Source organism: Sphingomonas sp. Leaf407 (assembly GCF_001425385.1).
Taxonomy (GTDB): Bacteria; Pseudomonadota; Alphaproteobacteria; order Sphingomonadales; family Sphingomonadaceae; genus Sphingomonas.
In genome coordinates this window covers 1,222,373-1,240,926 of sequence record NZ_LMQO01000001.1, presented here as the reverse complement: position 1 = coordinate 1,240,926, position 18,554 = coordinate 1,222,373, and the positions used below count along the sequence as shown (strand labels likewise).

Annotated in this window: 19 protein-coding genes; 14 read left to right on the top strand and 5 right to left on the bottom strand. The window is 68.5% G+C overall.

Annotated features, from left to right (window positions below):
* Positions 1 to 134 precede the first annotated feature (134 nt).
* The 14 genes from ASG37_RS05560 (at position 135) to tatC (ending at position 15,064) form a co-directional block, all read left to right on the top strand.
* Positions 135 to 1,028, top strand: coding sequence for a D-alanine--D-alanine ligase (locus ASG37_RS05560; protein WP_055757377.1), 894 nt, complete (start codon positions 135 to 137; stop codon positions 1,026 to 1,028).
* Positions 1,025 to 1,954, top strand: coding sequence for a cell division protein FtsQ/DivIB (locus tag ASG37_RS05555; protein WP_055756797.1), 930 nt, complete (start codon positions 1,025 to 1,027; stop codon positions 1,952 to 1,954). The genes ASG37_RS05560 and ASG37_RS05555 overlap by 4 nt, the downstream gene beginning before the upstream one ends.
* A 16-nt stretch (positions 1,955 to 1,970) precedes the next feature.
* Positions 1,971 to 3,230 carry a cell division protein FtsA gene (gene ftsA, locus ASG37_RS05550; RefSeq protein WP_055756795.1) on the top strand — a complete coding sequence of 420 codons (1,260 nt, stop codon included), beginning with the start codon at positions 1,971 to 1,973 and terminating at the stop codon, positions 3,228 to 3,230.
* A gap of 108 nt (positions 3,231 to 3,338) precedes the next feature.
* Positions 3,339 to 4,826, top strand: a complete 1,488-nt coding sequence (gene ftsZ, locus ASG37_RS05545) for a cell division protein FtsZ (protein WP_055756793.1) — start codon at positions 3,339 to 3,341, stop codon at positions 4,824 to 4,826.
* Positions 4,827 to 5,400: 574 nt separating this feature from the next.
* Entirely contained in the window at positions 5,401 to 7,350 is a 1,950-nt protein-coding gene (locus tag ASG37_RS05540) for an SPOR domain-containing protein (protein WP_055756792.1), read from the top strand.
* A complete protein-coding gene (locus tag ASG37_RS05535) occupies positions 7,347 to 8,510 on the top strand; it encodes a deoxyguanosinetriphosphate triphosphohydrolase (RefSeq protein WP_055756789.1) in 1,164 nt (387 codons plus the stop codon). Before ASG37_RS05540 ends, ASG37_RS05535 begins: the two co-directional genes overlap by 4 nt.
* A 72-nt stretch (positions 8,511 to 8,582) precedes the next feature.
* A complete protein-coding gene (gene argS, locus ASG37_RS05530; RefSeq protein WP_055756788.1) occupies positions 8,583 to 10,310 on the top strand; it encodes an arginine--tRNA ligase in 1,728 nt (575 codons plus the stop codon).
* Entirely contained in the window at positions 10,310 to 11,038 is a 729-nt protein-coding gene (locus ASG37_RS05525) for an SPOR domain-containing protein (protein ID WP_055756787.1), read from the top strand. Before argS ends, ASG37_RS05525 begins: the two co-directional genes overlap by 1 nt.
* A gap of 158 nt (positions 11,039 to 11,196) precedes the next feature.
* Positions 11,197 to 12,201, top strand: a complete 1,005-nt coding sequence (gene nagZ, locus ASG37_RS05520; RefSeq protein WP_055756785.1) for a beta-N-acetylhexosaminidase — start codon at positions 11,197 to 11,199, stop codon at positions 12,199 to 12,201.
* On the top strand, positions 12,201 to 12,932 hold the full coding sequence (locus ASG37_RS05515) for a segregation and condensation protein A (RefSeq protein ID WP_055756783.1): 732 nt from the start codon (positions 12,201 to 12,203) through the stop codon (positions 12,930 to 12,932). Before nagZ ends, ASG37_RS05515 begins: the two co-directional genes overlap by 1 nt.
* Positions 12,929 to 13,495 (top strand): SMC-Scp complex subunit ScpB, encoded by a 567-nt coding sequence (gene scpB / locus ASG37_RS05510; RefSeq protein ID WP_055756780.1) that lies wholly within the window; start codon positions 12,929 to 12,931, stop codon positions 13,493 to 13,495. The genes ASG37_RS05515 and scpB overlap by 4 nt, the downstream gene beginning before the upstream one ends.
* Positions 13,496 to 13,532: 37 nt before the next feature.
* Positions 13,533 to 13,811 carry a twin-arginine translocase TatA/TatE family subunit gene (locus tag ASG37_RS05505; RefSeq protein ID WP_055756778.1) on the top strand — a complete coding sequence of 93 codons (279 nt, stop codon included), beginning with the start codon at positions 13,533 to 13,535 and terminating at the stop codon, positions 13,809 to 13,811.
* A 60-nt stretch (positions 13,812 to 13,871) separates the two neighbouring features.
* On the top strand, positions 13,872 to 14,294 hold the full coding sequence (tatB, locus tag ASG37_RS05500; protein ID WP_082448381.1) for a Sec-independent protein translocase protein TatB: 423 nt from the start codon (positions 13,872 to 13,874) through the stop codon (positions 14,292 to 14,294).
* Positions 14,291 to 15,064 (top strand): twin-arginine translocase subunit TatC, encoded by a 774-nt coding sequence (tatC, locus tag ASG37_RS05495; protein ID WP_055756777.1) that lies wholly within the window; start codon positions 14,291 to 14,293, stop codon positions 15,062 to 15,064. The genes tatB and tatC overlap by 4 nt, the downstream gene beginning before the upstream one ends.
* On the opposite strand, the gene ASG37_RS05490 is transcribed toward tatC, so the two are convergent.
* From ASG37_RS05490 to lipB, 5 genes are all read right to left on the bottom strand, one after another.
* Positions 15,061 to 15,939: an AraC family transcriptional regulator gene (locus tag ASG37_RS05490; protein ID WP_055756774.1), complete on the bottom strand. Its 879-nt coding sequence runs from the start codon at positions 15,937 to 15,939 to the stop codon at positions 15,061 to 15,063. The two genes, tatC and ASG37_RS05490, sit on opposite strands and share 4 nt — an antisense overlap.
* A gap of 155 nt (positions 15,940 to 16,094) precedes the next feature.
* Positions 16,095 to 16,229, bottom strand: a complete 135-nt coding sequence (locus ASG37_RS05485) for an entericidin A/B family lipoprotein (RefSeq protein WP_055756772.1) — start codon at positions 16,227 to 16,229, stop codon at positions 16,095 to 16,097.
* Between the two features lie 370 nt (positions 16,230 to 16,599).
* Positions 16,600 to 17,247, bottom strand: a complete 648-nt coding sequence (locus tag ASG37_RS05480) for a hypothetical protein (protein ID WP_321163604.1) — start codon at positions 17,245 to 17,247, stop codon at positions 16,600 to 16,602.
* Positions 17,248 to 17,483: 236 nt separating this feature from the next.
* Entirely contained in the window at positions 17,484 to 17,753 is a 270-nt protein-coding gene (locus ASG37_RS05475; RefSeq protein WP_055756771.1) for a hypothetical protein, read from the bottom strand.
* Positions 17,754 to 17,841: 88 nt separating this feature from the next.
* Positions 17,842 to 18,534 (bottom strand): lipoyl(octanoyl) transferase LipB, encoded by a 693-nt coding sequence (gene lipB, locus ASG37_RS05470; protein ID WP_055757374.1) that lies wholly within the window; start codon positions 18,532 to 18,534, stop codon positions 17,842 to 17,844.
* Positions 18,535 to 18,554 lie beyond the last annotated feature (20 nt).

The window sequence follows — 18,554 nt, the reverse complement described above, 5'->3', positions numbered from 1 at the left end:
GGAACCCATACACGCAACCGCCGCGATCCTGCCCCGACCGTTGCGGCAATGGATTCCCGCCTGCGCGGGAATGACGAACCATTCGATACCTTGGAGACACCAGCGTGACCGACCCCCTCAACATCGTCGTCCTCATGGGGGGCTGGTCGTCCGAACGCGAAGTCTCGCTGATGTCGGGCGCGGGCGTCGCCGCCGCACTGGAATCGCTCGGCCACCGCGTTACCCGCATCGACATGGACCGCAACATCGCCGCGCGGTTGACCGAGGCGAAGCCCGACCTCGTGTTCAACGCGCTCCACGGATCGCCGGGCGAGGACGGCACGGTGCAGGGCATGATGGACCTGATGGGCATCCGCTACACCCACAGCGGCCTCGCCACTTCGGTCATCGCGATCGACAAGGTGCTGACCAAGCAGGCGCTGGTTCCCGCCGGCGTGCCGATGCCCGGCGGCCGTGTCGTCAAGTCCGAGGAACTGTTCGAGCGCGACCCGCTGCCGCGCCCCTATGTCCTCAAACCGGTCAGCGAAGGATCGTCGGTCGGCGTCGCGATCGTCACCGACGAGAGCAACTACGGCAACCCGATCGCGCGCGATGCGAAGGGGCCATGGGGCGAGTTCGACGAACTGCTTGCCGAACCGTTCATCCGTGGCCGCGAACTGACCACCGCCGTCCTCGGCGACCGCGCGCTCGGCGTCACCGAGTTGAAGCCCAAGACCGGCTTCTACGATTACGACAGCAAATATACCGACGGCATGACCGAACATGTCTGCCCCGCCGACATCCCCGACGATGTCGCGCAGGCGTGCATGGCCTATGCCGTCACCGCCCACCGTGTCCTCGGCTGCAAGGGTGCCTCGCGCACCGACTTCCGCTGGGATGACGAGCGTGGGCTGGACGGGCTGTTCGTCCTCGAAACCAATACCCAGCCGGGGATGACCCCCCTGAGCCTCGTTCCCGAACAGGCGCGCCACATCGGCATGTCGTACGAGGAACTGGTCGGCTGGATCGTCGCGGAGGCGATGCGATGACCCAGACCACGCGCCGCGTCTCGCAGACCCGCACCGTCAAGCCCAAACGTCGGGTCCAGCCCAAGCGCCCGGTCCGCGCGTCGGTGCTGGATCAGGCGGTGGCGGCGCTGCCCGGTGGCGCCGCGACCGCGCGCAGGATCGTCGGCTGGAGCCTCACCGCCGGGGCCGGCGCGATCGCGCTGGCGCTGGCCAACTGGTTCGGCCTGTTCGGCGCGATCGGCATCGGCGCGGCCGAGGCGGTCGGCGCGGCGGGCTTTCGCGTCGAACAGATCGAAGTGACCGGATTGAAGCGGATGGACGCCACCTCGGTCTATGCCGTGGCGCTCGACCAGCGCTCGCGCGCGATGCCGCTGGTCGATCTCGACGCCACGCGGCAGAAGCTGCTCGACTATGGCTGGATCGCCGACGCCCGCGTCTCGCGCCGCCTGCCCGATACGCTGGTTGTCGACGTGGTCGAACGCGATCCGGCGGCGGTGTGGCAGAACAAGGGCCGACTGATGCTGATCGATTCGGGCGGCGTGCTGCTCGACGGGGTGCAGCCGGGCCGGATGCCGCGCCTGCCGCTGGTGATCGGGGAGGGGGCCAATGCCCAGGAACCGGCTTATCGCAAGCTGATGGGCGCGGCGCCCGCGTTGAAGCCGGTGGTCAAAGCGGCGGTCTGGGTCGGGAACCGAAGATGGGATCTGGTGTTTCAGACGGGAGAACGTCTGATCCTGCCCGAAGGGGAGGATGATTCGGCGCGCGCGCTGGTCAAGTTCGCCCAGCTCGACGGAACGCTGGGACTGCTCGGCAAGGGCTATGAACGCTTCGACCTGCGCGATCCGTCCAAGCTGGTCGTGCGGATGAAGTCGGCCACCCCGAACGACGCGGGCGAAGCGGACGAGGCGACCATCAATGCGGCGGCGATCCCGCCCGACGTCGGATAACCGCCAGGGGGGACATATGGCGAAGGCAGCACCGGAAGGCGTCATCACCGCGCTCGACATCGGCACGTCGAAGGTGTCGGCGCTGATCGCCAGACCGGGCGAAGGCGGCGAATTGATCGTGCTCGGCACCGGCCAGCGCGAGAGTCGCGGCGTCAAGCGCGGCTACATCGCCGACATGAAAGCGACCGAGACGGCGGTCCGCGAAGCGGTGGAGCAGGCCGAACGCATCGCCGGCTTCAATATCGAGGATGTGTGGGTCAGTTTTTCGGCCGGCGGCCTCGTGTCCGACATCGTCAAGCTGGAAGTCGATTTGGGCGGCCACCGTGTCGAGCAATCGGATATTGATGCGTTGCTCAAGGCCGGCCGCAACGCGATCGATCCGGGGCAGCGCATGGTGCTGCACGCGCAGCCGATGCGCTACACGCTCGATGGCCTTGGTGGCGTCAAGGAACCCAAGGGCCTCCACGCCGATCGGCTGGGGGTGGAAATCCACGTCGTCGCGACCGAAGGCTCGCCGGTCCGCAACCTCGACCTGTGCGTGCGTTCCGCGCATCTCGAAACCAAATCGATCGTGGCGGCCCCGGTCGCGACCGGCCTTGCCTGTCTGTCGGAGGAAGAGCGCGAACTGGGCGTCGCGCTGGTCGAGATCGGCGCGGGGATCACCAACGTCTCGGTGTTCGCCAATGGCGTGCTGACCGGCCTCGCCTCGATCGCGATGGGCGCGAGCGACATCACCGACGACGTCGCCTCCGCCTTCGGCACCAACCGCGCGCAGGCCGAACGGCTGAAATGCTTCTTCGGCTCGGCCAACATGTCCCCGCGCGACAATCACGACATGATCGATGTCGCCCCGGTGCGCACCGACGAGGATTCGGAAGGGACCCGCATCACCCGCGCGCAACTGATCGCGGTGATTCGCCAGCGACTCGACCGGCTGGTGGCGGAGATCGGCAAGGAACTGCGCCGGCTGAATTTCGACGATCCGGTCGGGCGACAGGTGGTGCTGACCGGCGGCGGCGCGGAACTGAAGGGCATCGCCGATTACGCGCAACAGGCGCTCGGCCGCCCGGTCCGCGTCGGACGCGCGCGTGGCCTGACCGCGCTGCCCGAAGCGCATTCCGGCCCCGGATTCGCGACGCTTGCCGGGCTCGCCATGTTCGCCGCCTCCAATCCGGTCGATCTGCGCGCGCTGCCGTCGTCCGGGCAGATGGTGGCGCGGCCGACCACCGGCGCGTTGTTTCAACGACTTCTGACCGCCTTTCGCACGAACTATTGACTTTTTGCGCTGATTTGACCGGTGGGGGACTAGGATCGTCTGCCCGCTTGATGCACAACCCTTTTTTGGAATTGCGCCCGGTGCCGACCGGGACAGGGAGACCGAGTGATGAGCATCGAATTTCTGGCCCCCGACGTGGATGAGCTCACCCCCCGGATCACCGTGATCGGCGTCGGCGGGGCGGGTGGCAATGCCATCGCCAACATGATCCGCGCCGAGGTGCAGGGGGTCGAATTCCTCGTCGCCAATACCGATGCGCAGGCACTGAAACAGTCGTCCGCGCCGCAGCGGATTCAGTTGGGGGCCAAGATCACCCAGGGGCTGGGCGCCGGCAGCCGTCCCGAAATCGGCCGCGCCGCCGCCGAGGAGACGATCGAGTCGGTCCAGAAAAGCCTCGAAGGCGCGCACATGTGCTTCATCGCCGCCGGCATGGGCGGCGGCACCGGCACCGGGGCCGCCCCGGTGATCGCCAAGGCCGCGCGCGAGATGGGCATCCTGACCGTCGGCGTCGTGACGCGCCCGTTCGCGTTCGAGGGCAAGCGCCGCGCCAAATCGGCCGATGCCGGTATCGAGGAACTCCAGAAGTACGTCGATACGCTCATCGTCATTCCCAACCAGAACCTGTTCCTGATCGCCAACGCCAACACGACCTTCAAGCAGGCCTTCGAGATGGCCGATGAAGTGTTGCAGCAGGGCGTGCGCGGCATCACCGACCTGATGGTCATGCCCGGCCTCATCAACCTCGATTTCGCCGACGTGCGGTCGGTGATGCAGGAGATGGGCAAGGCGATGATGGGCACCGGCGAGGCCGAGGGCGACAATCGCGCGATCGAGGCGGCGCAGCAGGCGATCGCCAACCCGCTGCTCGACGGCGTGTCGCTGAACGGCGCCAAGGGCGTGATCGTCTCGATCACCGGCGGCGACGACATGCGCCTGCTCGAAGTCGACGAGGCGGCCAACCACATCCGCGAGCTGGTCGACGACGACGCCAACATCATCTGGGGTTCGGCGTTCAACAGCGATCTGGAAGGCAAGATCCGCGTGTCGGTCGTGGCAACGGGCATCGAGGATGAGGCCCCGTCGAAGGCGGTGCCGGCCCCGGCACAGGCCGAACCGACCCGCGCCTTCACCTTCAACGCGCCACGCCGTCCGGCCGCCGCGCCGGTCGCGCCGAGCGGTGCCGCCGCCGAGCATCTGCAGGAAGCGCCGGCCCCCGCACCGATCGAGCGGTTCCCGCAGGGCATCGTGCAGCCATCGGTGTCGGAACGGGCCGTGCCGCATTCGACCTATGACGCACCGCCGCCCCATGTCGACGAGGACGAACTGGTCCTGGGGGCAGAGGCCGCCACGCCGGTGCCCACGCCAGCTCCGGCACCCGCCAGCGACTTCGGCGCCAGCCCGAGCGAAGGCCGCCGCCGTTGGCTGAACCCGGAAACCCCGGCCGAACCGGCGCGCGAGGAGGCTCCCCCGGCGCGCAAGCCCGGCGGCACCCTGTTCGAACGCATGGCCAATGCCGGCCGCGCCCCGGCGCGCGGCGGCGACGACAAGGAACCGCTCGACATCCCGCGCTTCCTCCACCGCCAGAATAACCAGTAAGTTACGGCCGACCGGCCTCCCAAGGAGGCCGGTCGCGTCCAGTCGGGTTTCTTCGTCACCCCGGACTTGTTCCGGGGTCCACCCAGCCGCGAACGCTGCTGCCCGAAGCCTGGGCTACACCGATCGCCGCACCGTAGACCCCGGAACGAGTCCGGGGTGACCGAATGGATCGTGCGTTCAACCCCAACACAGCATCGTGCGCCGGTCAGAGCGAAATGCCGATCGGATGCGGCCGTTGGCCATCGCGATACCACCGCGTAAGTCGCGCGAATTCGCTAAAGCGGTGCGTACCCCGCCCGTGCCGGGCTACACGATGCCGCGAGATGCGGCGCCTTTTGCGACGGCGAAGTCGCCTCGGGACTTTCCTACTCGTCCCGACCTTGCAACGATCGTCGGTATTGATCGACTGCCTCGACCGACGCTGGAGCATCGGTCAGCAAACCCGCCGCTAGTGTCAACTTTGTAAACTTTGGCCCAGCCCCACGCCGTTCGTCGCCGCCACCGCTCGCTTCGTCGCCGTGTGCGCGCAACGACATTCCCCCTTCGTCCGCCGCATGGTTAAGCGACTGCGCCCATGACTCGATTTACCCCGCTGCGCGTTACCGCGTTCCTGCTCGCCGCCGCATCGCCGCTGCCCGCCGTCGCGCAGAGCGGTCCGCTCGTCCAGCCGCTCACCCCCAACGCCGATCGTCTGTCCGACGTGATGCGCACGCTCGGGCGCAGTCCCAACGACCTGTCGGCACTGGTCGAGGCGGGGCGATTGAGCGGCAAGCTCGGCGATTTCGACGCGGCGATGCAGTTGCTGGCGCGCGCCGAACGGGTATCGCCCACCGATCCGCGCATTCCGGCGGCCCGCGCCGCGACGCTGGTCAATATGGAACGGCCGGGGCAGGCGCTGGCGCTGTTCGCCACTGCCGAGCGGGCCGGACTGCCGATGGCCGACTATGCCGCCGATCGCGGTCTGGCCTATGACCTGCTCGGCTATGCGTCCAATGCGCAGCGCGACTATCGCCTTGCGCTGGCGCAGGGGGCGGACGACGAAGTGACCCGCCGCCTCGCGCTGTCGATGGGGATCGAGGGCGACGTGGCCGGGGCCACCGCGCTGCTCGACCCGCTGCTGCGGCGCAACGACCGGGCGGCATGGCGGGTGCGCGCCTGTATCCTCGCGATGGCGGGCGATGCGGCGGGGGCCGACCGGATCGCGGCGTCGATGCTGCCGGGGTTCGGGCCGAGCCTCGCGCCGTTCTTCCGCCGCCTGCCCCAGCTTTCCGCCGCCGACCGTGCGTTCGCGGTCCATTTCGGCCGGCTCGCCCCGACGCCGGACCGGATCGCCGACGCCCGCCTCGCGCCGCAGGTCATTCCCGTGCCCCGCGCCGCGCCGGTCGCGGTCGCCGCCGCATCGGCCCCCACGGCGACGACGTCCGCTCGCCGCGCACCGACTTTTGCCGAGCGCCGCGCCGAACAGCGCCGTCAGGTGGAGGTCGCCCGTCAGGCGCAACTGGCGGAGGCGAAGCGCGTCGCCGATGCCCGTGCCGCGCAACTCGCGAAGGCACAGGCCGACGAACTCGCCCGGCGCACCGCACTCGCGCAGGCACAGGCCGCCGAGGCGCAGCGGCTGCGCGACGCGCAGCAACTCGCCGCGCAGCAGGCCGAACAGGCCCGCCTCGCCGAAGCCACCCGGATTGAAGGGGAGCGCGTCGCCGCGCGTCAGGCGGAGGAACGCCGCCTCGCCGCCGCAGCGGCACCGGTCGCCGCCCCGACTCAGGTCGCCGCTGCCACCGCTCCGCCACCCGAACCGGTCGCCGCAGCACCTGTCGCCGAACCGACGGCCGCCGCCCCGCCGCCCGCCCCCGGTTTCAGCGCCGACACCGCCGTCCCCGCCGCGTCCGGCGCCGCCGCGACGGTCGCCGCCCGCGCCCCGACCAACGACGACGTCCTCGCCCGGATCATCCGCAACCTCGACGTGCCCGCCGCCGAACTGGGCGTGGCCCCGCCGACCCCGGCCCCGGCGATCCTCGACGCCGCCGCACAGGCCGCCGACGCGAAGGCCGCCCGTGACGCCGCCGCCGCGCGCGAGGCGGTGGACCGCGCCGCCGAAGCCCGCACTGCCAAGGTCGCCGCCGACAAGAAGGCAGCCGACGCGAAGAAAGCCGCCGACGTCAAAAAGGCCGCCGACGCCAAACGCCTCGCCGATGCCAAAAAGGCCGAGGAAGCCGCCGAGGCCAAGCGTGCCGCTGCACTGCTGAAGGCCGATCCCGAACGCCATTGGGTCCAGATCGCGGGCGGGGCGAACATCGCCGGCCTGCCCGCCGCATGGCGCCTGCTCTCCGCCAAGGCCCCGCCGCTGAAAGGCCGGCAGGCGTGGACCACGCCGCTGCGCTTCACCAACCGTCTGCTGACCGGCCCGTTCAAGACCGATGCCGAGGCACAGGCATTCGTCAACACGCTCGGCAAGGCCGGATTGCCCGCCTTCGCCTTCACCAGCCCGGCGGGGCAGAAGGTCGTGAAGGTCCCGACCTCGTGAGCCGCGCCGCTTATGCCGCCGATCCGCTCGCCCATGGCGGCCGGCTGCACCCCGAACCGGGCGACGCTTCGCGCGGGCCGCGCGATGCGTTTCAGCGCGACCGCGACCGGATCATCCATTCGATCAGCTTCCGCCGCCTGCGCCACAAGACGCAGGTGTTCATGGCCCCCGACGGCGACCATTTCCGCGTCCGCCTGACCCACAGCCTCGAAGTCGCGCAGATCGGTCGCGCCGTCGCACGCACGCTCGGGCTGAACGAGGATCTGACCGAAGGGCTGTGCCTCGCGCACGACATCGGCCACCCCCCGTTCGGCCATGCCGGCGAGGATGCGCTGGAAGCGGCGATGGCCGGGCAGGGCGGCTTCGACCATAATGGCCAGACGCTGCGCACGCTGACGTGGCTCGACAGCCCCTATCCGTGCTGGCGTGGCCTCAACCTGACGTGGGACATGCTGGAGGGGCTGGCCAAGCACAATGGCCCGATCGCGTCGCCCGGCTGGGCACTCGCCGCTGCCGATGCCGCGCACGCCCTGCGCCTGACCGAATGGCCCTCGCTTGAAGCACAGATCGCGGCGATCGCCGACGACATCGCCTATGACAATCACGACATTGACGATGGCCTGCGCGCCGGGCTGCTGACGCTCGACCAGTTGCTCGCCGTACCGTTCGTCGCCGCCGGTTGGGACGCGGTGCGCGCGCGTTTTCCCGACGTGCCGGTCGGACGGTTGGTCGGCGAACTCACCCGGTCGCAGATCGGGGCGATGGTCAACGACCTGATCGCCGAAACCACCGCCCGCATCGCCGATGCCCGCGTCGAAACCGTGGCCGACGTCCGCACCGCCGGCCGCTGCCTCGCGCATTTCTCACCCGAGATGGCCGAGCAGGAACGCACCCTGAAGCGCTTCATGTACGCCAACCTATATCACCACCCGCGCCAGTTGGAGGCGGCGGCAACCGCGCAGCAGGTGGTGGCCGGCCTGTTCGCCGCCTATCACGCCGATCCGGCGACGATGCACGACGGCTGGCGTGCGACGTTGCCCGAGGGCGAGCCCGAGCGCAGCCGCCACATCGCCGACTATATCGCCGGCATGACCGATCGCTACGCGGTACGCCGCTACCGCGAGGTCGTCGGCCCGATCGATCTGCCCGAAGGGTTCTGATCTTCCCAAGCTTTGCCTACCGCCTCCCTTTCGGCTAAGCGGCGCGCTTCCCATCAACCGACCGGAACCGCCATGACGCTGTATCCCCGTTTCTTCGCCCATCTCGACCGCGCGCTCGACAGCATCGTCGCGCGCGGCGACCTGCCGGCGGGACTCGAGCGACGCGCGATCACCGTCGAACCGCCGCGCGACACGACGCATGGCGACCTGTCGACCAACGCGGCGATGGTGCTGGCCAAGCCCGCCAAGACCAACCCGCGCGTGCTGGCCGAACTGCTCGTCGCCGAACTGCGCGACCTGCCCGAAGTGGCGAGCGTATCGGTCGCCGGCCCGGGCTTCATCAACCTGACGCTGACCGACGATACGTGGCGCGGCGAACTGAGCGCCATCGCCGAGGCGGGCGCTGCCTATGGCCGTTCGACCGCTGGTGAAGGATCGGTCGTAAACATCGAATATGTCTCGGCGAATCCGACGGGGCCGATGCACATGGGCCATTGCCGCGGTGCGGTGGTCGGCGATGCGCTCGCGTCGCTGCTCGAATGGAACGGCGCGAAGGTCATCCGCGAATATTACGTCAACGATGCCGGCGGGCAGGTTGCCGTGCTCGCCCGCTCGGCGCATCTGCGCTACCGCGAGGCGCTGGGCGAAGCCGTGACGATCCCCGAAGGCCTGTATCCCGGCGATTACCTCGTACCGGTGGGGCAGGCGCTCGCCGCCGAATTCGGCGACCGGTACGTCGATGCGCCCGAGAGCGAGTGGCTGGTGCTGTTCCGCACCCGTACCGTCGCGGCAATGCTCGAGATGATCCGCGCCGACCTGAAGCTGCTCGGCATCGAGCATGACATCTTCGCCTCCGAGGCTGAGTTGCAGGCGGCGGGCAAGCCCGAGGCGGCGGAAGCCTGGCTGCGCGCGCGCGACCTCGTCTACGACGGCGTCCTCGAAGCGCCGAAGGGCGAGGTGCCCGACGACTGGGAGCCGGTCGAACTGCCGCTGTTCCGCTCGACGAAATTCGGCGACGATCAGGACCGGCCGATCCGCAAGTCGAACGGAAGCTGGACCTATTTCGGCGCTGACCTCGCCTATCATTTCCAGAAGGCGCAAACCGCCGACCAGCTCATCGACATCTGGGGCGCGGACCATGGCGGCACCGTCAAGCGCATCGTCGCGGCGGTGCAGGCGCTGACCGAAGGCAAGACCCGTTTCGACGTGAAGCTGGTGCAGATGGTCCGCCTGTTGCGTGGCGGCGAGCCGGTGAAGATGTCGAAGCGCGCCGGCAATTTCGTGACGCTCGCCGATGTCGTGAACGAGGTCGGCAAGGACGTCGTCCGCTTCACCATGCTGACGCGCAAGGCCGATGCGCAGATGGATTTCGACTTCGCCAAGGTGGTCGAGGCGTCGAAGGACAATCCGGTCTTCTACGTGCAATACGCCCATGCCCGCGTTCATTCGCTGGTGCGCCGCGCCGCCGAGGCGGGAATCGCGTTCGATCCGGCGGCCGACCTGTCCCGTCTCGATACGGTCGAACTGGCGCTGGTGAAGCGCGCGGCGCAATTCCCGCGCGTGATCGAAAGCGCGGCAGTGGCGCGTGAGCCGCACCGGATCGCTTTTTATCTCTATGACTTGGCGGCGGAGTTTCACGCGGCGTGGAACCTCGGCAACGACGATCCGTCGCGCCGCTATCTCCAGATCGACGATCCGGCGCTGACGCAGGCACGGCTGTTCCTTGCGCGTGCGATCGGGCAGATTATTAACAATGGTCTGGCTATCATGGGCGTTCAGGCGGTCGAGGAGATGAAGTAATGGCCGATACGTTCGCGCCGGGGGGCGATCAGGATCAGGATCGCCTGCCATGGCTAGAAAGCGCCGATCCCGAACCGGAACCCGCCGCACCCATCTGGCGCACGGTGTTGCTGGTGCTGATCGGCCTGCTGAGCGTCGCCGCGATCGCCTTCGCGCTGCTGCGTCATCAGACGACACCGACCGCCAGCGGCACCGGTGATCTGATCGCCGCGCCCGCCGAACCGTACAAGACCCGCCCGCAGGGCACCGACGGGATGCAGGTCGCCGGCAACAGCGACACCGCCATCGCGACGAGCGAGGGAGCGACCGGCAACGCCTCGGTCAATCTCGGTGCCGTGCCCGAAACGCCGGTCGATTCGCGCCCGGCCGCCCAGCCCAAGGCGGCGACCAACGGCACCGCCCGTGTCGAAGCGGCAGTGCCGAGCGCCACCACGCGCCTCGAAGCGCGCGCACCGGCTACCGCCGCCCCCGCTGCTGCCGCCGCCGGGGCGGGGGGCTCGGTCGTTCAGCTCGGCTCCTTCCCCGCCGAGGGGGCCGCCAACGCCGCGTGGAACCAGTTGTCGCGCCGCTTCGGCTATCTCGCGCCGCTCGGCAAATCGGTGCAGGCGGCCGAAGTGAAGGGCCGCACCGTCTATCGCCTGCGCGTCAACGCCGGCAGCGCCAACCAGGCGACCGACCTGTGCGGCAAGCTGAAGCTGGCCGGCGAGAACTGCTTCATCGCCCGGTAAATCCACCACATCCTCGTCGTCCCCGCGCAGGCGGGGACCCATAGACGCTGACGCCCGCGATGGTGCCGCAACGTCAGCGCCTATGGATTCCCGCCGTCGCGGCAATGACGACGGCGGCATGGTTGTCCCGACCCACACCACGCTCTAGACCAACGGTCATGAAGCCTGTCATCTTCGGCCTGTCCGGTCCGGTCCTGACCCCGGACGAAACCGCCTTCTTCCGCGACGCCGATCCGCTCGGCTACATCCTGTTCGGCCGCAACTGCATCGACCGGGCGCAGATGCGCGCGCTCACCGATTCACTGCGTGCGCTGTCGGGGCGCGACGACCTGCCGATCCTGATCGATCAGGAAGGCGGCCGGGTCGCGCGGATGCGTCCGCCCGAGTGGCCCGCCTTTCCGCCGCCCGCCGCCTTCGCCGCGCTCTACACCCGCGCGCCGTCCTCGGCGATCGCGGCGGCAAAGGCCAATGCGCAGGCGATCGGCACCATGCTGGCGGAGGTCGGCGTCAACGTCGACGCGCTGCCGCTGCTCGACGTCGCGCAGGGCGACATGACGGCGGCGATCGGCGACCGCAGCTTCGGCAGCGATGCGATGCAGGTCGCCGCCCTCGGCCGCGCCACGCTCGACGGACTGGCGGCGGCGGGCGTGCTCGGCATCGTCAAGCATATGCCGGGGCACGGCCGCGCACGGGTCGACAGCCACCTCGAACTGCCGCGCGTCGCCGCATCCGCCGACGCGCTGGAAACCGATCTAGCCCCGTTCCGCACGCTGGCGTCCGCCCCGCTCGCCATGACCGCGCATGTCGTGTTCGAGGCATGGGACGCGGGCAACCCCGCCACCCTGTCGCCGACCGTCATCGAACACATCATCCGCACCCGCATCGGCTTCGACGGGCTGTTGATGACCGACGACATCGACATGAAGGCGCTGTCGGGCACCCCGGCGCAAAAGGCCGCCGCCGCGATCGCCGCCGGCTGCGACGTGGTGCTCGACTGCTGGGCACGCATGGACGAGATGGTCGCCATCGCCGCAGCACTGGACTCGATCGCGCCCGGTTCGCGCGACCGGCTCGACCGGGCGATGGCGACGCTCCGCCCGGCCGATGCCACCCCCTTCGCCGCGCTCGTCGCCCGGCGCGACGAACTGCTCGCGCTCACCTGATGGACGGCGATCCGCCGCCGCTGACCATCGCGCTCGACGGGTGGGAAGGGCCGCTCGACGTGCTGCTGGCGCTCGCCCGCACGCAGAAGGTCGATCTGCGCCAGCTTTCGATTCGCCAACTGACCACGCAATATCTCGCATGGATCGACCGCGCGGCAGCACTCCGGCTCGAACTCGCCGCCGACTTCCTCGTGATGGCGGCATGGCTCGCCTATCTCAAATCGGCGCTGCTGTTGCCTCGCGAACCGGAGATGGACCCCGACCCCGAAGAACTAGCGCTGCGCCTGCAACTGCGCCTCGAACGGCTGGACGCGATGCGCGAGGGCGGCGCCCGGCTGATGGCGCGCGACCGGATGGGGCGCGACGTGTTCGCGCGCGGCAACCCGGAGGGGCTGCGCACCACCCGCCATAACCGCTGGCAGGCCGATCTATACGACGTCATCGCCGCCTATGGCCGGATCAGCGCGCGGCGTCGCCCGGTGCTGCACGTCGTCGCGACCCGTCCGGTGATGACGCTGGAGGCGGCGCTCGCCCGCGTCGGCGAGCTGCTCGGCACCCGGATCGACTGGACCGCGATCGTCGAGTTCCTGCCGGTGGATCTGGACGAACGCTATCGCCGCTCGGCGCTCGCCTCCACCTTTCTCGCCACGCTCGAACTGGCGCGACAGGGGCGGATCGCGCTCCGTCAGGAACACGCATTCGGCCCGATCGAACTCCGGCGGCTGCCATGATCGATCCGCTGGTCCGCGCGGTCGAGGCGGTGCTGTTCGCCAGCGACATGCCGCTCACCCCGGCGATGATCGAAACCCATGTCGGCGACGGCGACATCCGCGCCGCCCTCCACGCGATCGAGGCGGCGTGCGCAGGCCGCGGCTTCGAACTCGTCCGGCGCGGCGACCATTGGCATTTCCAGACCGCGCCCGATCTCGCCCATCTGTTGCGCCGCGACCGCGAGGAACCCCGCCGCCTGTCGCGCGCCGCGATCGAGACGCTGGCGATCATCGCCTATCAGGAACCCGTCACCCGCGCCGACATCGAATCGATCCGCGGGGTTCAGATCGCGAAAGGCACGATCGACGTGCTGCTCGCCACCGGCTGGGTCCGCCCGGCGGGGCGGCGCGAAGTGCCCGGCCGCCCGCTGCTCTATGCCACCACCCCCGGCTTTCTCACCCATTTCGGCCTCGCCAGCCGCCGCGATCTGCCGGGGATCGACGACCTGCGCGCCGCCGGCCTGCTCGAGCTAATCGCCGATGCGCTTGCAAGCGCGCTGGAAAGCGGGAGCGATAGCGACTAGATGCACGTCGTAACGTGTTTCGCTTGGAGTCTGGTCGATGGGTGGTCTTAGCATTTGGCACTGGCTGATCGTCGGCGTCATCGTTCTGTTGCTGTTTGGCAAGGGACGGTTTTCCGACATGATGGGTGATGTGGCCAAGGGGCTGAAAAGCTTCAAGAAGGGCATGGCCGAGGATGACGACGTGCCGCCGGCGCGCCCGAACGACCGGCTGCAGCAGCGTCCGCTCGACACCGGGTACGATCGCGATCCCGCGCCGCGCGAGCCGCTGCGCGCCGAACCGCCGCGCGACGCCGATCGCCCGCACGGCGATCGTTGATCCGCACCTGTTGATGCCAGGCGCGCGTCCCGCTGGACGCGCGCCCGACCCCGAGCACCGATGTTCGATATTGCCCCTACCGAATTGATGGTCGTCGCGCTTGTCGCGCTCGTCGTCATCGGCCCCAAGGATTTGCCCAAGGCGATGCGCATCGTCGGCCATTGGGTCGGCAAGGCGCGCGGCGTCGCGCGGCAGTTCCGCTCGGGCTTCGACACCATGGTCCGTGAGGCGGAACTGGCCGAGATGGAAAAGAAATGGGCGGAGGAAAACGCCCGGATCATGCGCGAGCATCCCGCCGATGCCGACGCCCCGCCGCATGTCGAACCGGCGTTCCACCCGGTCGACGCGGCGTCCCCGCCGCCGCCCGACCTGACGCCGGCCCCGGTGCTGCTCGACAAGCCCGACGTCAGCGTCGAACACCCGCAGGTGCGCGAGAGCACCGACGACACCGGCCCCGCCGCCGATACCAAGGCCGCGTCATGAGCGAGATCGACGACAGCCAGGCTCCGCTCCTCGATCATCTGATCGAACTGCGCCGCCGCCTGCTCTATTCCGCCGCCGCGATCGCGGTCTGTTTCGCGCTGTGCTTCTATTTCTCCGAACAGATTCTCTCGTTCCTCGTCCAGCCATTGCTGGCGGCGGGACAGAAGCGCGTGATCTTCACCCAGATTTTCGAGGCGTTCTTCGTCCAGATCAAGGTGGCGTTCTTCGCCGCGATGATGCTGGCGTTCCCGGTGATCGCGAACCAGCTCTGGCAGTTCGTCGCCCCCGGCCTGTACCGTAACGAGAAGCGCGCGTTGTTCCCGTTCCTGCTCGCCACGCCGGTGCTGTTCATCGCCGGCGCGGCGCTGGCCTATTACGTCACCATCCCGGTCGCGCTGCATTTCCTGCTCGGCTATCAGGGCGATCTGGGCGGGGTCGAACAGGAAGCGCTGCCCTCGGTCGAAAATTATCTGTCGTTCGTGATGCAGTTCCTGTTCGCGTTCGGCCTCGCCTTCCTGCTGCCGGTCCTGCTGATGCTGCTCGAACTGGCGGGGATCGTCACCCGCGCGCAACTGGTCGGCGCGCGGCGTTATGCGATCGTCGGCGCGTTCGCGATCGCCGCCGTCGCCACGCCGCCCGACATCGGCTCGCAGTTCCTGTTGGCGGTGCCGCTGATCCTGCTCTACGAACTAGCGCTGATCGCGATCTGGTTCACCGAGAAGCGCCGCGTGCGGCGCGATCCGACGAGCACCGGGGAAGAAACCGCCTAGATAATCGGCAGGAACAGGTCGACGATCGCTTCCTGCGCCGGCACGTCGGGGAAGAACCGCACCCGCTGGCAATAGAGCGGGAAATCGCGGAGCTGCTCGCCACTCTGCGGCAACCATGTCCCATAGAGGAACCGCGCGGCGGGTTCGAGGTCATGGGTGTCGCCAACCACCCGCAGCACCGCGCAACGCCCGCCGGGGATCGTCCCCGCCGCCACCGGCTCGTCGGCGCCGATCGCCCGCCCGGTCGCGGCGCACAGATCCATCCGGTACGCCTCGGGCGGCGTGACCTGCGGATCGTCGTGGAACACGGTGTAGGTCGCGCTGGCCGGCGGCGTGGTGCCGGTGGCCTGCCGCCACGCGATGAAGCGCCGGATCGTGTCGCCGATCGTCGCCGGATCGCCGATATGGCGCATCATCGCGACGGCAACAGGGTCGACCGTCCGTATCGTCACGTCGTCGAGGGTGAAGGCCATGGTCATGATCTGGCTCCGGGCTTGGTGGAACGGGCGTAGCGTGGCGGCCCAGCCACGCCAGTCGGGCGCGGCGCGGAAGCCCGACGGGCTCTGGCCGAAGCGCCGGCGAAACGCGCGGGCGAACGCATCGGGCGAGTCATAGCCGGCGTCGATCGCGACATCGGTGACGCGCACGTCGCCCCGGAAGGCGAGGGCGTGCGCCGCCCGCTCCATCCGCGACAATTGCACATAGCGGTGCAGCGACAGGCCGATGGTCGCGCCGAACTGGCGATGGAAGTGACAGGGGGAGAAGGCGGCGATCGCGCTCAGCCGGTCGAGGTCGAGCGGCGCATCCGGGTGGCGGTCGATATGCGCCAGCACCCGGCGCAACCGTGCGGTATATCGTTCGACCGGGTCCGTCATCGCCGCCGCTCCTCCGCCATGCCGGAACAGCCTATGCGTCACCCGCCGGCGCGATGCGCGACCGATCTTGCGCTTGTGCGGCCAAGGTGCGCAAAAAGGGGCGGCCCGGCCATACCGAACCGCCCCTCATCGCCCGCGCATGGCGGGAGTGGGGATTACTTCGAATCCTTCGCCGCGCCGGCAACCGCATCGCCCGCCGACGACACGTCGCGACCGACGCCTTCGACGGTGTTGCAGGCGCTGATGGCCAGTGCGCCGGCCACGACGGCCAGGCTGATGATCTTGCGCATAGATGTCTCCGTTGATTGCGGTACTTTTGCTGTGCGCAAGGAATGTCCGGCCTGCGGTTTCGTTCCGGCTGCGTGTCGCATCGCCGCATCAAAAAATTGAGCCCGCCAGTTGGGGGAACTGACGGGCTCGAAAGGATGGAAACCAGAATGCGGGTCCGGTGGCGCTACCGGGGGGGGGAGGGGATCACGCCGACCGGACCCTTTGTCTTGGATAGCGAGAGCGGGGGGGCTTGAATTCGCTATCCACAGGGCACAACGGCAGGTTGGTCGGATGGTTCCCGGAAAAATCGCATATTTCTTGGAAAACGTGCGACTCGCTATCGCTGGATGCCATTGGGAAACGCGCTTCGGCGCGTTTTCAAACAGCCGTTCAGGACGGGAAGGCACCGCAGCGCTTCACCTGCCACAGGCCCTTGCGCCAGCACTTCGGGTTGCCGAACTCGTACAGCCGCACCGGGCGCATCCAGTTGACGTTGCGGCCGAACTGCTGCTCGCCATACGCCACCAGCGAATTGCGCAGCTTGCGCATCCGCATCTCGGCAAACTCACCCAGATACCCGCGCGGCACGAAGATCGCTTCCTGGCCGATCTCACCCGCCGCCTGACAGAAGCCGAGCTGCGCCGATACCGTCGAGAAGCCCGAATAGACCCGCGTCCCGAACTGGTCGAGCGCGGTCTGCCCGGCCTTTGCCGACCCGGCGGTGCGGACGAAATATTTGCCGAGCGTGTCATAGCCCTTCTTCAATTCGTCGGCATGGTTGAAGAGCAGCGCGTTGTAGTTGCCGAGCGTCAGGAGCGACGGCTCGAACTGGCACTGGAGCGCGGCGACGTTCAGCCCGGCGCGCAGGTTCCACATCAGCGCGGCGCGCAATTCCTCGGGCGTGGCGCCGGGCAGGGCCTGGGTCGCGATGCCGGGTTCGGCGCCCGTCACCCGTTCGCCGCTGGTGTCATAGGGCTTGAGAAAGAACTGGGCCGACGCCGGGGTCGCCGCGACGGCAACGGCTGTGGCAACGGCCACGGCCAGGGTACGCACTACGCTCATCATGTCCTCTCGTGGGCGCGGGCCGGCGCCTTCATGGCGTTGAGGGGTACGGAATTTTCCGCCGTGGCCCAAGCCGAATTTTACATTGCGGTAACGTTTTGCCGCATGGACCCGAAACGATCGGCGGGGGAGCGGAGCGACATCCCCCAAAAGAAAAAAGGGGCCGCCCGGTCGCCCGGACGGCCCCTTTCCCATCAACCTCGAAAGGTTGATTACATGGCGTTGGTCATGCCCATGTCGTTCGACATCATCATGTCGTTCGACATCATGGTGTCGTTCGACATCATCATGGTGTCGTTGCCCATGGCGCCGTCGACGGCGGTCATGTTGTCGGTCATCGTGCCGTCCATCATGTCGGTCGAGTTCAGGTCGGTGATGGTGGTGTTGTCGGCAGCGGTTTCGGTGGTGCCGCCGCAAGCCGACAGGGCCAGCGCGGCGCCGGCGACGATCGAACCCGTCAGAATCTTCGAGAATGCACGCATGTTAAGCTCCCTAAGCTATGGATAGGCGGCTATCTTCTACCGTTATTACCCAATCCGCGCCGGACATTAGTCGAACGACCCTCCGCCCTCAAGCCTCGTTTTTGGCGACCGTGGACAGCCGGTCGAGGAAGTCCGCAAACCCTTGCGCCAATGCGGCATCGAACGCCCCGGGCGTGACCGGTTTGCCCAGTGCGGTCGCGCTCGTCACCGGAAATTCGGCGATGCCGCATGGCACGATTCCGCCGAAGTGACTGAGATCGGGCGATAGATTGACCGAGAAGCCGTGCAGCGTGGCCCAGCGCCGCACCCGCACGCCAATCGCGCCGATCTTGGCTTCGGTGCCACCGTCGGCGGTCCAGATGCCGATGCGATCGGGCACGGCATAGGCATGGATGTCGAAGGTCCGAAGCGCACCGATCACCCAGTCCTCGACCGCGTGGACGAAGCGCCGCACGTCGCGCCCGTGCCGGGTCAGGTCGAGCATCAGATAGCCGATGCGTTGCCCCGGCCCGTGATAGGTATAGCGCCCGCCACGCCCGGCGGCATGGACCGGAAACCGCGGATCGAGCAGTTCGGCGGGATCGGCGCTGGTCCCGGCGGTATAGAGTGCGGGATGTTCGAGCAGCCAGATCAGCTCGCCCGCCTGGCCGTCGGCGATCGCCGTGGCGCGCGCCTCCATCGTCGCCAGCGCGTCGGGATATTCGACCGGGCGGGGCGCGACCCGCCACTCGATGGCGGCGGGAGGCGATTGGGGCGGTGGGGAAGGGGGATCGGTAGCCATTTTCATTCGGGTTCGACGCG